Raw genomic sequence first — 13,292 nt, 5'->3', positions numbered from 1 at the left:
CCCGGCTCACATGTGGGGGACGTCGGCGGGGATGGTGTAGAAGGTCGGGTGCCGGTAGACCTTGTCGCCGGCGGGCGCGAACAGGGGGTCCTTCTCCTCGGGGCTGGAGGCGGTGATCAACGCTGAGCGCACCACCCAGATGCTGACCCCCTCGTTGCGCCGGGTGTAGACGTCGCGGGCGTTGCGCAGCGCCATGGTGTCGTCGGCGGCGTGCAGCGAGCCCACGTGCACGTGGTTGAGGCCGCGCTTGCCGCGCACGAACACCTCGTACAGCGGCCAGTCTCCGGCCGTGGGGGACTCGCGGGGCTCGCGGGGGTCCGGGGTCACGGCGCCTCCTCCGCGGCGGTGCGGGCGGCGTAGGCCGCGGCGGCCTCGCGCACCCAGGCGCCGTCCTCGTGTGCGCGGCGGCGGTGCGCCAGCCGCTGGGCGTTGCAGGGGCCGTCGCCGCCGATGACCGCGCGCAGTTCGGCCCAGTCGGGTTCGCCGAAGTCGTAGGACCCGCGCTCGGGGTTCCAGGCGAGGTCGGGGTCGGGCAGCGTGACCCCCAGCGCCTCGGCCTGGGGCACGGTCATGTCCACGAAGCGCTGCCGCAGCTCGTCGTTGGTGTGGCGCTTGATGCCCCAGGCCATCGACCGGGCGGTGTTGGGGGAGTCGGAGTCGGGCGGGCCGAACATCATCAGCGAGGGCCACCAGAACCGGTTCACGGAGTCCTGGACCATGGCGCGCTGGGCGTCGGTGCCGCGCATCATCGTCATCAGCAGTTCGTAGCCCTGGCGCTGGTGGAAGGACTCCTCCTTGCAGATGCGGATCATGGCGCGGCTGTAGGGGCCGTAGGAGCTGCGGCACAGCGGCACCTGGTTGCAGATGGCGGCGCCGTCGACCAGCCAGCCGATGGTGCCGACGTCGGCGTAGCTGAGCGTGGGGTAGTTGAAGATCGAGGAGTACTTCTGCGCCCCGGTGATCAGCCGCCGGGTGAGGTCGGCGCGGTCGGCGCCCAGGGTCTCGGCCGCCGAGTACAGGTACAGCCCGTGCCCGGCCTCGTCCTGGACCTTGGCCAGCAGGATGGCCTTGCGCCGCAGCGAGGGCGCGCGCGAGATCCAGTTGCCCTCGGGCTGCATGCCGATGATCTCGGAGTGGGCGTGCTGGGCGATCTGGCGGATCAGCGTGCGGCGGTAGCCCTCGGGCATCCAGTCGCGCGGCTCGATCCGCTCCTGGGCGGCGATCACCGCCTCGAAGTCCGCGTTCAGCTCCGCCTCGTCGGGTGCGGCCGGTGCCGTCATGGCCCCTCCCGGGATCGCGCCGGATCATTTACTGACCGATCGGTCTGTAATAGTGTGCACGATGCGGGGCCGGGGGCGCAATGAAGGGCGCCGGCAGGGGCGCATCGGGCTTGAGCGAGAGGACTGCGGCCGTGGGCGCACTACTGGAGAGCTACGCGCAGGGCACCTGGTTCCGCGCGGCCGACGAGGGCCGGCCGCTCACCGACGCCGCCACCGGCGAGACCGTGGCGCGGCTGTCCGGCACCGGCCTGGACGTGGCCGGAATGGTGGAGTACGCCCGCCGCGTGGGCGGTCCCGCCCTGCGGGGGCTCACCTTCCACGAGCGCGCCGCCATCCTCAAGAGCCTGGCCAAGCACCTCACCGGGTTCACCGAGGAGTTCCACGCGCTGTCCCACCGCACCGGCGCCACCGCGCGCGACAACGCCTTCGACGTCGACGGCGGGCTGGGCACCCTGTTCAGCTACGCGAGCCGGGGCGTGCGCGAACTGCCCGACGACACCGTCTACCTCGACGGCCGCACCGAGCGGCTCGGCCGCGGGGGCACGTTCGCCGGCCAGCACGTCTACACCTCACGGCCCGGGGTCGCCGTGCAGATCAACGCCTTCAACTTCCCGGTGTGGGGCATGCTGGAGAAGTTCGCGCCGGCCTTCCTCGCCGGGCTGCCCACCGTCGTCAAGCCGGCCGCGCCCACCGCCTACCTCACCGAGCGCGTCGTGCGGCGCGTCGTGGAGTCGGGCCTGCTGCCCGAGGGGGCGCTGCAGTTGCTGGCCGGCGGTCCCGAAGGGCTGCTGGACCACCTCGGCCCCCAGGACACCGTCGCCTTCACCGGCTCGGCCGCCACCGGCGCGCTGCTGCGCGCCCACCGCGCCGTGGTGGCGGGCGGGGTGCGGCTCCAGGTCGAGGCCGACTCCCTCAACTGCTCGGTGCTGGGGCCCGACGTCGCGCCCGAGGACCCCGAGTTCGCGCTCTACGTCGACCAGTTGGTCACCGAGATGACCGTCAAGGCCGGGCAGAAGTGCACCGCCATCCGCCGCGCCCTGGTGCCCGAGCACCGCGTCGAGGACGTCGTGGCGGCGGTGGCCGAGCGGCTGGCCGCCGTGGTGGTGGGCGACCCCGCCGACCCCGGCGTCGACATGGGGCCCCTGGCCGGGCAGGACCAGCGCACCGAGGTCCGCGCGGCCCTGGCCGCCCTGCGCGCCGGCGCCGACACCGCCTTCGGCGACCCCGACCGCGGCGCGCTCCACGGCGCCGACCGCGAGCGCGGCGCGTTCGTGTCACCCGTCCTGCTGCGCGCCCGCACCGGCGCCGCCGAGCCCCACGACGTCGAGGCGTTCGGCCCCGTCAGCACGGTGATCGGCTACCGCACCGTCGAGGACGCCGTCGCCCTGGCGGCGCGCGGGCGCGGCAGCCTGGTGGGGTCGGTCGTCACCCGCGACCCCGCCGTGGCCCGCGCGGTGGTGCTGGGGTGCGCGCCCTGGCACGGCCGCATCCTGGTGCTGGACCGCGACTGCGCCGAGGAGTCCACCGGCCACGGCTCCCCGCTGCCCGTCCTGGTCCACGGCGGCCCGGGCCGCGCCGGCGGCGGCGAGGAGCTGGGCGGGGTGCGCGGGGTGCTGCACCACATGCAGCGCACCGCTGTGCAGGGCTCGCCCGACATGCTCACCGCCGTCACCGGCCGCTGGACCACGGGCGCGCACCGCCGCGCCACCGGCGAGCACCCCTTCCGCAAGAGCCTGGCGCGGCTGCGGATCGGCGACACCGTCTCCTCGGCGCCGCGCACGGTCACCCTGGACGACATCGCCCACTTCGCGGAGTTCACCGGCGACACCTTCTACGCCCACACCGACCCCGAGGCCGCGGCGGCCAACCCCCTCTTCGGCGGGATCGTCGCCCACGGCTACCTCGTGGTGTCGCTCGCCGCCGGGCTGTTCGTGGACCCCGCGCCGGGGCCGGTTCTGGCCAACTACGGCGTTGACAACCTCCGCTTCCGCACCCCGGTCAAGGCGGGCGACAGCATCGCGGTCGAGCTCACCGCCAAGGAGATCACCCCGCGCGCCGGAGCCGACTACGGCGAGGTGCGCTGGGACGCGGTCGTGCGCAACGGTGACGGAGAGACCGTGGCGACCTACGATGTGCTCACGCTCGTCGCCAAGGAGGACCCGGCCGGGTGAGCGCCCCCGCGCCCCGCCCGCTCCCCGGGGCGCCGGGCCGCGCCTCCGACGTGAAGACCCGGTGAACTCCGCCGGTCCGAACACCCGCGGGCATGGACACCGGCGCCGCGGGGGCCGACCATGAGGTCCCTCCGGACCGCACCCCACGGCCGGGCGCGAGACCCCCACAGCCGAACAGGAGCGCAGAGACCCCCGATGCCGGTGAAGACGAGGGCCGGTGCGGCCGACCGGACCGGACCGCGCATCCGGTGGTGGCTCGTGGGCGTGCTTGCCGCGGTGGGGGCGTGCGCCGGCGCGCTGGCCGTGGTGGGCGACTTCCTGCCCCAGGCGCCCCTGCTCCTGGTGGCGGCCGCCGGCGCCTTCTCCGGCGTCCTGGGCACGGTCAACGAGCTGATCCGCACGCGGATGCTGGACCCCCGGCCGATCCGCCGCCGGCCGCGCCGGGGCCCGCGGCCCCCGAGCGCCTGGCCGAGCGCGACGACATGTCCTACGCCAGCCCTTACTTCGCCGGGCGCGCCGACGTCATCGCGGCCGTCGAACGGGACGTCGAGGAGCACTTCGCGGGCGTACCGGGCCGCAACTCCACCGACCCGCTGATCATCGCCGTCACCGGAGGGCGGGGCCTGGGCAAGAGCGAACTGGCGCTGCACCTCGTCCAGCGCCTGGAGCACCGCTTCGCCGACGGCTGGCTGGCCAAGGTCCTCAACGGCGGCCCCGAACCGCCCGTCGAGGCCGGCCGGCACCCCGGCCACCGCGAGCAGCCCTTCGCGCCGCCCCGCCGCAGGCCCCGCCACCCCGAGAAGGTGCTGGCCGAGATGCTGCGCCTGGTCGACGAGCCCCCGCAGCGCGACGACCTCGGCGTCAAGGCGCTGAGCGCGGCGTGGAAGGCCGCCACCCGCAGGCGCGGCCTGCTCGTCGTGCTCGACGACGCCAGGGACTTCGAGCAGATCAGGCCGCTGCTGCCGGAGGGCCCGCGCAACGCCGTGCTGATCACCAGCAGCGACGCCCTGGCCGACGCGGCCCGGCACGGCGCCCGGCACTACCGCCACTACCCGCTGGGCCCGCTCACGCCCGAGGAGGGGGCCGAGCTGCTGCGGCGGATCGCCGGCGAGCGCGCGGCCGACTTCGCGCCGGAGGCGCTGCGCGAGATCGCCGAGCAGTGCCAGGGCCACCCGCTGTCCATCTCCTTCTGCGGCACGCGGCTGCGCGACCGCGGCGGCTGGCGGCCCGAGCAGCTCCTGGCCGAACTGCGCAGCGACCGCAACACCGTGCTTCTGGGACCGGCCGGGGTCACCGCGGCCTTCGCCGAGGCGTTCGCCGAGTGCACGGCCGCCGAGCGGCTGCTGCTCAGCCGGTTCGCCCGGGTCGGACTCGGCAGCTACACCCCGTGGTCGGCGGCCGCGCTGCTGGGGGTGGGCACCCGCGACGCCCGGACGCTGCTGGACGGGCTGTGCGACCGCTACCTCCTCAAGCGGCTGAACGAGGAGGCCGACGGCCGGTTCCGCTACGCCCTCGACGCCGACGTCCGCACCATCCTCCAGGGCAACGACGCGCGTGCGCTGGGCGTGCCGCGTCCGGAGCTGCTGCGCTGGTCGGCGCGCTCCCTGACCCGCTCCGTCGACCGGCTCCTGGCGGGCTATGTGTGGCTGGCCCAGGAGGCGGCGCGCACCCGCGCCCCGCAGGAGTGGGGCTTCACCGAGCCCGACGTGCCCTCGGCGCCCCCCGACCCCGGCCTGGACCTGCGGGTGCCCGAGCGCCCCGACACCTGGTTCGAGTCCGAGCGGCACAACCTGCGGGCCTGCCTGACCCTCGCCGAGAGCCGCGGCGCCACCGCCGCGGCCTGGCGGCTGGCCCGCGCCATCGCCGCGCTGTGCCGGGCCGGGCGGGTCTACTGGCAGGACTGGGGCGAGGCCCTGGACCGCTGCTCCGCCCACGCCCTCGCCCTGGGCGACCGGCTGGCCCACGGGATCTCGCTGCTGGACCGGGCGGAGTTCGCCGGCAGCCAGGGCCGCCACACCGACGCCGTCGGCCTCGCGCGGCGGGCGCGCGACGAGTTCGCCGGCGGCGACGTGCGCTGGCAGGCCCGCGCCGCCCGCGCCATCGGCGTCAACCTCTACCGGCGCGGCGACCGCGACGAGGGAGAGAGCGAACTGGTGTGGGCCGCTCGGGTGTTCGGCGAGCGCCGCGAGGGCCGCTGGCACGCCCGCACCCTGTGCAACCTGGGCGAGCTGTACCGGTTCCGCGGCGACTTCGAGCGCGCGCAGGAGCACCTCGTCGCCGCCCGCGCGGAGGCGGCGGCCCACGGCGACACCGACCAGGCGGCCAACGCCGGGCTGCTGCTGGGCGAGGTCCTGGGGCACCTGGGGCAGGACCTGCGGGCCTGGCTCATCCTGCGCGACGTCCTGGACACCCTGGAGGCCACCGGCGGCGCCGACTGGTACCGCGCCCGGTGCCTGCGCACCATGGGCCGCCTGGACCCGATCCGGCTGCGCGACCAGTACGACGCGTGCGACCTGCTGCTGGACCCCGGCGCCGAGCAGGCGCGCCGGGCCGGTTGGGAGCGCTACTTCAGCGGCAGCACGCTGGAGAAGCCGGTGTCCGAGCGGCGCCGGGCCGAGCTGGAGCGGGCCTGGAGCCGGGGCCTGCACGCGGCCGCGGAGCGCGCCCTCGGCACGGAGAACTGGCCCGTCTACGTCCGCGTCGTCGGCGGGCGGCCCCGGTGGTCCGCCGGAGCGGCCGCCCGCCGCCTCGCGGCGGACCGGGCCGAGTGGAGCCACGAGGCCGCCGTCGCCCGCGTCGAGGAGGCCGACGACCTGCTGCGCCGGGCGGGCGACGCCTGGGGCAGCCACCGCACCCGGCTCATCCTGGGCGAGCTGCTGATGCGGACCGACCCGGACCGGGGCCGGGAGGTCATGGAGGCGGCGGCCGAGGGGTTCGCCGCCCTGGAGGACTGGTGGTGGCACGCGCGGGCGCTGCGCCACACCGCACAGGAGCTGTTCAACGCCCGGCGCGCCGCCGAGGCGCGGGACAAGGCCGAGCGCGCCAAGGCGGGCTACGAGCGGCTGAGCAACCTGTCGGGCCTGCTGCGCACCCAGGTCCTGCTGGGCAAGATCCTGGGCCAGGCCGGGGACTACCGCGGGGCCAGGGCCGAACTGGACCTCGCCCTGGAACGCGCCCGGGAGGGCCACGCCAAGAAGATCGTCCACCGCGCCCTGCTCGACGAGGTGTACCACGTCCGCAGCACCATCATCGGCGACGACCCCCGCCGCCGGCTGCGGCCTTTCGGGGGCGAGGAGGCCTAGGCCGGGACCGGGCCCCCGCGGCGCGGGGCGCCTCCGCCGCGGGCGGCGCGCCCCGCGCGGATCACCGGGGGCGTCACGTCGGCAGGCTGGGGTCGGAGAACCGCAGCAGCGCCCCGACACCGCCCTCCAGGCGCACCTTGTCCTCGGGCACGAACACCAGCTCGGCGTTGGTCTGGGCGGCGGCGCGGACCAGGACGGGCGCCGCGTCCTCCTCCAGGGCCTCCTCGGCGCCGAGGTCGAGCAGCTCCCGCTCGGTCAGCGCGATCCGCGCGCCCTCGGGGTCGCTCCACAGCCGCTCGCCGCGCAAATCGGCGCCGGCCGACCACAGCAGCGTGTCGACCTGGCCGCGCTGCAGCGTGGCCACGACCGCCTCCAGGCCCTCGGTGACGCGGTCGGCGGTGCCGCGGCCCTCCAGGAAGCCGTCGACCACCCGGCGCCGCCCCTCGTCGGCGTGCTCCTCCAGGACGCGGTCCAGCTCCCGCTCGAAGGCGGCGTTGTCGGACCCCGAGGCGCGGCTGCCCGCCTCGGCCTCCACCGTGCGGGCGCGGGTGCCCTCGGGAAGGTGGTCCACCAGGTCGCGCACCACGCCGGGCTCGCCCGCCACGACGACCACCTCGGCCCCGTCGCGCTGGGCGCGCTCGTGTACGGCCGAGGCGACCTGGCGCGCGTTCTTGAGGACCTGCTCCTCCACCGCGCGCTGCATCTGCTTGTGCTTCCAGCCGCCTCCGGGGACCTTGTGCGTGGGGTGGTCCCCGCCCTCGACGCGGTCGGTGCGGCGCGCCCCCGACGCGGCGACCGACACGAGGTCGGCGCCGATGCTGTCGGCCAGCACGGCGACGTGGGGGACCCGCCGGCCGCGGTTGCGCAGGTAGGGGAGGGGGTCGGGCAGCGGGCCCACGCGGACGGCGTAGTCCTGGGGCGGCGCCGCCACCAGCGCGTCGAAACCGACCTCGCCCCCGCCTGCGAAGGCCACCTGGCCCTGCGCGCCGGAGCCGCCGTCGCTGCGGCCCACGACGCCGTCCAGCGCGCGCAGCGTGTCCTCGTCGGCGCCCTGGGAGCGCAGTTCCGACCGCGCCTCCCGCCACCGGAGGCCGACGGCGTGCTCGGCGTCGGCGCTGTCGCGCGAGACGTTGATGTACACCGACGCGACGGGGGAGGAGACCCGGTACGCCTTCTGCAGAAACGTCAGATCCATGGGTGCGGGCTCCTTCCGTTCGCTCCGGTCGCCTCCGGCCGGAGGTCTGGGCAGTTCCCGGCGGCGCGGCGGGCCGGAGGGCGGACCCCGCGCCGGGAAACCCGGGACGCTGCGTGGGACTCCTGGAGGAGGCGGCTACCACAGGTGCGCGCGGTTAACCGCCCCACGCCGCGCGAACCCGGCGGGGCGGCGGCCCGCCGTCAGGGCGCGGGCGGGGCTCCGGCGTGGTCGGCGAAGGCGCGCGGCACCAGGAAGCGCCAGGCTCGCGGCCGGATCCGCCAGGTGCGGGCGGTGATGTCGTCGGTGAGCTCGCCGTCGTCGCTGGCCGAGCACGGCTCGCCGCTGACGCTGACCCGCCGCGCCTGGCGGTAGTGCACGTCGACCTCCAGCGGGTGGGTGCCCCGGTGCAGCCGCACGGCGTGGACGGCGCGCTTGGTGAACCCGCGCGAGCGCGACACCACCAGGCTGATCATGCCGTCGTCGGGCAGGGCGTCGGGGGCGAACCGGGCCGCGCCGCCGCCGATGAACTTGCCGTTGCCCAGGCCCACCATGAGCACCTTGTGGTTGGTGTCGATGATGATCTCGCCGTCGGCCTCAACGCGCAGCCGGTAGCCGCGCGCGGCGAACCCGGCGATCACGCCGCCGAGGGGGAAGCTCGCCGGGCCCAGCAGCCGCTTCCACCGCGAGGCCGCGCGGGTGCTGTCGGCGCCCACGCCCAGGTGCACGGCGTTCACGGTGATGCCGCCGGTGTCGTCCTCGATCAGGTCCAGCGGGCGCGCCACGGCGTCGCGCAGCGCGGCCCCGGCCTCGCGGGGCTCCAGCGGCATGCGGATGGTGCGCGCGAAGTCGTTTCCGGTGCCCATGGGGATGAGCCCGGCGGTGCGCTCGCCCAGCTCACCGCGCCGGTGCAGGGCGTTGGCGAGCGCGTGCAGGCTGCCGTCGCCGCCGGCGGTGACGACCGTGTCGTGGCCGCGGTCGAGGGCCTCGTCCAGCTCCCCGGGCGAGGAGACCCAGGCCAGTTCGGGGTTGCCGCCCAGTTCCGCCATGGCCTCCTGCAGGCGGTCGGCCTGGGCGCTGCCGGCCTCGCTGTTGGTGACGATGAGGATGGCACCGCTCCGTTCGCTCGACGCGCCCGCGACTGTCCGAGGCGCGCTTCACCACGCAACCTACGCGATCCGGCGGAGGCGCGCCGGAGCGCGGGCGCCCCCGCCGGCCGCCGGCGCGGGGCCGCGGCCGGCCGGGGCGAGGTTTACCGTGCGTGAATCCTGAAACTAGTGCGGTATGAGGCGAAAGGCGGCGAACCACCACGAGGACGCGGCGGCCGGCGGAGCCCGGCGGCCCGCCGCACACGGCGCGCCGCAGGGGCCGGACGGCGGCGGTGCGGGCGCCGACACCGCCGTCGCCGCGGCCGTGACCGCCTGCCTGCGGGAGTTCTTCGCCGAGCGGTCCGCCGACGTCCGCGCCGCCGACACCGCGGAGTTCGCCGACGAGGTCGTGCGGCGCCTCGCCGACTTCACGCTCACCGGGGGCAAGCGGCTGCGGCCGGCCTTCGCGTGGTGGGGCTGGCGCGCGGCCGGGGGAGCCGCGGGCGGCCCGCGGGCGCGGGCGGCGCTGCGCGCGGCCGCCGCCCTGGAACTGCTGCACGCCTGCGCCCTGGTCCAGGACGACGTCATGGACGGGTCGGCGCTGCGGCGCGGCCGTCCGGCGCTGCACGCCGCGCTCGCGCGCGAGCACGCCGAGCGGGGGTGGGCGGGCCGGGCGGGGCGCTACGGCGAGTCGGTGGCCGTGCTGGCCGGGGACCTCGCCCTGGCGTGGGCCGAGGACCTGTTCACCGAGGCCGCGGCCGGGCTGGGCGCCGGCCGCCGGGCGCGCGCCCCCTGGCGGCACGTGCGCACCGAGCTGATCGCCGGCCAGTTCCTGGACCTGCGCGCCCAGGCCAGCGGCGACACCGCGCCCGCCACCGCCCTGCGCGTGGACCGGCTCAAGACCGCCGCCTACAGCGTGGAGCGCCCGCTGCATCTGGGCGCCGCCCTGGCCGGGGCCGACGACGGCCTGGTGCGGGCGCTGCGCGGGTACGGCACCGCCATCGGCACGGCGTTCCAGCTGCGCGACGACCTCCTCGGCGTCTACGGCGACCCCGCGGCCACGGGCAAGCCCGTCGGCGACGACATCCGCGAGGGCAAGCCCACCCTGCTGTGGTCGGCCGGCCTGCGCCGCGCCCGCGAGCGCGGCGGCGCAGCGGAGCGCACCCTGCGGACGGCCTCGGGCGACCCGGCGCTCACCCCGTCCGGGGTGCGGGGTCTGGGCGCGCTGCTGGAGGACCTCGGCGCCCGCGCCGAGGTGGAGTCCCGGATCGCCCGCCTGCTCCGCACCGGCCTGGCGCACATCGCCGACACCCCCATGCCCGGTCCCGCCCGCGCGGCCCTGCGCGCCCTCGCCGCCCAGGCGGCCGCCCGCACCGCCTGACCGGTCCAGAGGCCGCCCGGCGGCGGCGCGTCCGGCCGCGCGCACGGCGGTCGGGCCGCAAGGCCCGTTTCGGCGGGGCCCGCTCGGAAAGGCGGAGTGCCAGGGCGTCCCCGCCCGCACCGGCCGGGGAGCCCGTAAGGAGTGCGGTTTCGGCACGGGCGGGTAAAGGTTGCGCGCAAGGCGGGTCGGGTGCCCGCACTTCGCCGCCGCCCGCTCCGGCGCCCCGAGGGAAAGTGAGCCCATGGCAACACGGTCTGGCACCCCGCGCACCGTGTCCGGCCCCACCGACCACGTCGTCGTCGTGGGCGCGGGCGCGGCCGGCCTGTCGGCGGCGCTGCACCTGCTGGGCGCCGGCCGGTCGGTGACCGTCCTGGAGCGCGACCCCCACCCCGGCGGGCGCGCCGGGCGGCTGGACGTCGACGGCTTCCGGCTGGACACCGGCCCCACCGTGCTGACCATGCCCGAACTGGTCGACGAGGCGCTGGCGGCCGTGGGCGACTCCCTCGACGAGCGCCTGGAGCTGACCCGCCTGGAACCCGCCTACCGGGGCCTGTTCGCCGACGGCTCGTGCATCGACGTCCACACCGGCGCCGAGGCCATGGCCGCCGAGGTCCGCCGTGTCGCCGGCCCCGCCGAGGCCGCGGGCTACCTGCGGCTGCGCGCCTGGCTCGGCGAGCTGTACCGGCTGCAGATGCGCCGGTTCATCGACGCCAACTTCGACTCGCCCCTCGACCTGCTCTGCCCCGAACTCGCGCGGCTGGCCGCCATCGGCGGCTTCGGCCGCCTGGCGCCCGCCGTGGGCCGCTTCCTCACCGACGACCGGCTGCGCCGCCTCTTCACCTTCCAGGCCCTCTACGCCGGGGTGCCGCCCCGGCGGGCCCTGGCCGCCTACGCCGTCATCGCCTACATGGACACCGTCGCGGGCGTGTACTTCCCCGCGGGCGGCATGCGCCGCCTGGGCGAGGCGATGGCGGCGGCGGTGGCCAAGGCCGGCGGCACGCTGCGCTACGGCACCGCCGTGCGCCGGCTGGAGCGCCGGGGCGACCGCGTCACCGCCGCCGTCACCGCCGACGGCGTCCGGGTGCCCTGCGACGCCGTCGTCCTCACCCCCGACCTGCCGATGGCCTACCGGCTGCTGGGCCGCACACCCTGGCGGCCCGTGCCCCTGCGCTTCTCGCCCTCGGCCGTGGTCCTGCACGCCGGGACCGACCGCACCTGGCCGCACCTGGCCCACCACACCGTGTCCTTCGGCGCGGCCTGGCACGGCACCTTCACCGAGATCACGCGGCGGGGCCGCACCATGTCCGACCCCTCCCTGCTGATCACCCGGCCCACCGCCACCGACCCCGGCCTGGCCCCGCCCGGCCGCCACCTGCTGTCGGTCCTGGCGCCCTGCCCCAACCTGCGCACCGGCCCCGCCGACTGGCGCCGGCACGGCCCCACCTACCGCGACCACCTGGTGGAGGTCCTGGAGCGGCGCGGGTTCACCGGGTTCGGCTCGGCGATCGTGGCCGAGCACCTCATCACCCCCGAGGACTGGTCGCGCCGCGGCATGGCGTTCGGCACCCCCTTCGCCACCGCGCACACCTTCGCCCAGACCGGCCCGTTCCGCCCGCGCAACCTCGTGGCCGGCACCGCCAACGCCGTGCTCGCCGGCTGCGGGACCACCCCGGGGGTGGGGCTGCCCACCGCCGTGGTCTCGGGCAAGCTCGCCGCCGCCCGCATCGCGGGAGCCGCGGCCGTGGGCGCACGAGGGGGCCGCCGGTGAGCACCGCCTCCGAACTCGACGCCGCCGGGATCGGCGATCCCGCCCTGCGCGCGGCCTACGCCCGGTGCCGGGCGCTGCACGCCCGCCACGGGCGCACCTACTACCTGGCCACCCGCGTCCTGCCGCCTGACCGCCGGCCGTCGGTGCACGCCCTCTACGGGTTCGCCCGCTGGGTGGACGACGTGGTGGACGACCTCGGCGTAGCCGCGACCACGGCCGAGCGCCTGGCGCGCCTGGACGCCGTGGAGGCCGACCTGCGCGCCGCGCTCGCGGGCGCGGCGGCCCGCGAGCCCGTCGTCGCCGCGCTCGCCCACACCGCCCGGCGCCACGCGATCCCCTCCGGGCACTTCACCGCCTTCATGGGCTCCATGCGCGCCGACCTCACCGTCGACCACTACGCCACCTACGCCGACCTGCGCGGCTACATGTACGGGTCGGCGCAGGTCATCGGCCTGCAGATGGTGCCCGTCCTGGGCACCGTGGTTCCGCCCGAGCGGGCGGCGCCGCACGCCGCCGCGCTGGGCGAGGCCTTCCAGCTCACCAACTTCCTGCGCGACGTCGCCGAGGACCTCGACCGGGGCCGGGTCTACCTGCCCGCCGACGTGCTCGCCGCCCACGGCGCCGACCGCGGCCTGCTGGAGCGCTGCCGCCGCACCCGCACCCAGGACCCGCGCGTGCGGGCGGCGCTCGCCGAGATGGCGCGCCTCAACCGCGACGTCTACCGCGTCGCCGAACCCGGCTGCGCGATGCTCGACCCGGTGGCGCGGCCCTGCATCGCGACCGCGCTGCGGCTCTACCGGGGGATCCTCGACGAGATCGAGGCGGCCGACTACGACGTGTGGACCCGCCGCCACCGCGTCCCCACCGCGCGGCGGCTGCGCGTGGCGCTCCCGGCCCTGGGCCGCGCCGCCGCGGCGCGGGCGGGCGCGGCGCGGCGGCGCCGGACGGCCGATGCGGGCCTGCCGCGGGTGCCGCGCCGGCGCACCGCTGCCGAGCAGGAGCGCGCCCGGGGGCGGGAGCGCGCGAAGGCGCCCCGAACCCGCACCGGCCCCGACGGGGAGCGGGCGCCCCGGGAGGACCGCTGCGGGGCGCACCGCGCTCCCGCGCCCG

At 77.0% G+C, this 13,292-nt stretch carries 8 protein-coding genes and 1 pseudogene; 5 read left to right on the top strand and 4 right to left on the bottom strand.

Going from position 1 to position 13,292, the window contains the following annotated elements; translation table 11 throughout:
* Positions 1-6: 6 nt before the first annotated feature.
* Positions 7-327, bottom strand: a complete 321-nt coding sequence (paaB, locus tag HNR12_RS04880) for a 1,2-phenylacetyl-CoA epoxidase subunit PaaB (RefSeq protein ID WP_179766369.1) — start codon at positions 325-327, stop codon at positions 7-9.
* Positions 324-1,280: a 1,2-phenylacetyl-CoA epoxidase subunit PaaA gene (gene paaA / locus HNR12_RS04875; protein ID WP_179766368.1), complete on the bottom strand. Its 957-nt coding sequence runs from the start codon at positions 1,278-1,280 to the stop codon at positions 324-326. The genes paaB and paaA overlap by 4 nt, the downstream gene beginning before the upstream one ends.
* 131 nt (positions 1,281-1,411) lie before the next feature.
* Between paaA and paaZ the strand changes: the two genes are divergently transcribed.
* Together paaZ and HNR12_RS04865 are read left to right on the top strand one after the other, a co-directional pair.
* The gene (paaZ, locus tag HNR12_RS04870; protein ID WP_179766367.1) at positions 1,412-3,451 is read left to right on the top strand and encodes a phenylacetic acid degradation bifunctional protein PaaZ; all 2,040 of its coding nucleotides are present in this window, start codon (positions 1,412-1,414) and stop codon (positions 3,449-3,451) included.
* A 482-nt stretch (positions 3,452-3,933) separates the two neighbouring features.
* Positions 3,934-6,753 carry a tetratricopeptide repeat protein gene (locus tag HNR12_RS04865; RefSeq protein WP_179766366.1) on the top strand — a complete coding sequence of 940 codons (2,820 nt, stop codon included), beginning with the start codon at positions 3,934-3,936 and terminating at the stop codon, positions 6,751-6,753.
* Between the two features lie 73 nt (positions 6,754-6,826).
* Here the strand turns inward: HNR12_RS04865 and HNR12_RS04860 are convergent, their stop codons facing one another.
* Positions 6,827-7,948, bottom strand: coding sequence for a baeRF2 domain-containing protein (locus tag HNR12_RS04860; RefSeq protein ID WP_179766365.1), 1,122 nt, complete (start codon positions 7,946-7,948; stop codon positions 6,827-6,829).
* A gap of 200 nt (positions 7,949-8,148) precedes the next feature.
* The gene (locus HNR12_RS29425; protein WP_338119838.1) at positions 8,149-9,048 is read right to left on the bottom strand and encodes a diacylglycerol/lipid kinase family protein; all 900 of its coding nucleotides are present in this window, start codon (positions 9,046-9,048) and stop codon (positions 8,149-8,151) included.
* A gap of 181 nt (positions 9,049-9,229) precedes the next feature.
* On the opposite strand from HNR12_RS29425, the gene HNR12_RS04850 reads away from it, so the two are divergent.
* The 3 genes and pseudogenes from HNR12_RS04850 to HNR12_RS04840 form a co-directional block, all read left to right on the top strand.
* The gene (locus HNR12_RS04850) at positions 9,230-10,414 is read left to right on the top strand and encodes a polyprenyl synthetase family protein (protein ID WP_179766364.1); all 1,185 of its coding nucleotides are present in this window, start codon (positions 9,230-9,232) and stop codon (positions 10,412-10,414) included.
* 241 nt (positions 10,415-10,655) lie between these two features.
* Complete coding sequence (crtI, locus tag HNR12_RS04845) at positions 10,656-12,182, top strand: phytoene desaturase family protein (RefSeq protein ID WP_179766363.1); 1,527 nt, start codon at positions 10,656-10,658, stop codon at positions 12,180-12,182.
* Positions 12,179-13,129 (top strand): annotated as a pseudogene (locus tag HNR12_RS04840) (phytoene/squalene synthase family protein); the annotation flags it as partial. The gene crtI and the pseudogene HNR12_RS04840, both read left to right, overlap by 4 nt.
* Positions 13,130-13,292: the final 163 nt, after the last annotated feature.

Source organism: Streptomonospora nanhaiensis (assembly GCF_013410565.1).
Taxonomy (GTDB): domain Bacteria; phylum Actinomycetota; class Actinomycetes; order Streptosporangiales; family Streptosporangiaceae; genus Streptomonospora; species Streptomonospora nanhaiensis.
This window is presented reverse-complemented; position numbering and strand designations above follow the sequence as displayed.

Coding starts and splice junctions, on each gene's coding strand:
- HNR12_RS04860 (WP_179766365.1), bottom strand. CDS start 7,948: ATGGATCTGACGTTTCTGCAGAAGGCGTACCGGGTCTCCTCCCCCGTC.
- paaA (WP_179766368.1), bottom strand. CDS start 1,280: ATGACGGCACCGGCCGCACCCGACGAGGCGGAGCTGAACGCGGACTTC.
- HNR12_RS04850 (WP_179766364.1), top strand. CDS start 9,230: ATGAGGCGAAAGGCGGCGAACCACCACGAGGACGCGGCGGCCGGCGGA.
- HNR12_RS04865 (WP_179766366.1), top strand. CDS start 3,934: ATGTCCTACGCCAGCCCTTACTTCGCCGGGCGCGCCGACGTCATCGCG.
- crtI (WP_179766363.1), top strand. CDS start 10,656: ATGGCAACACGGTCTGGCACCCCGCGCACCGTGTCCGGCCCCACCGAC.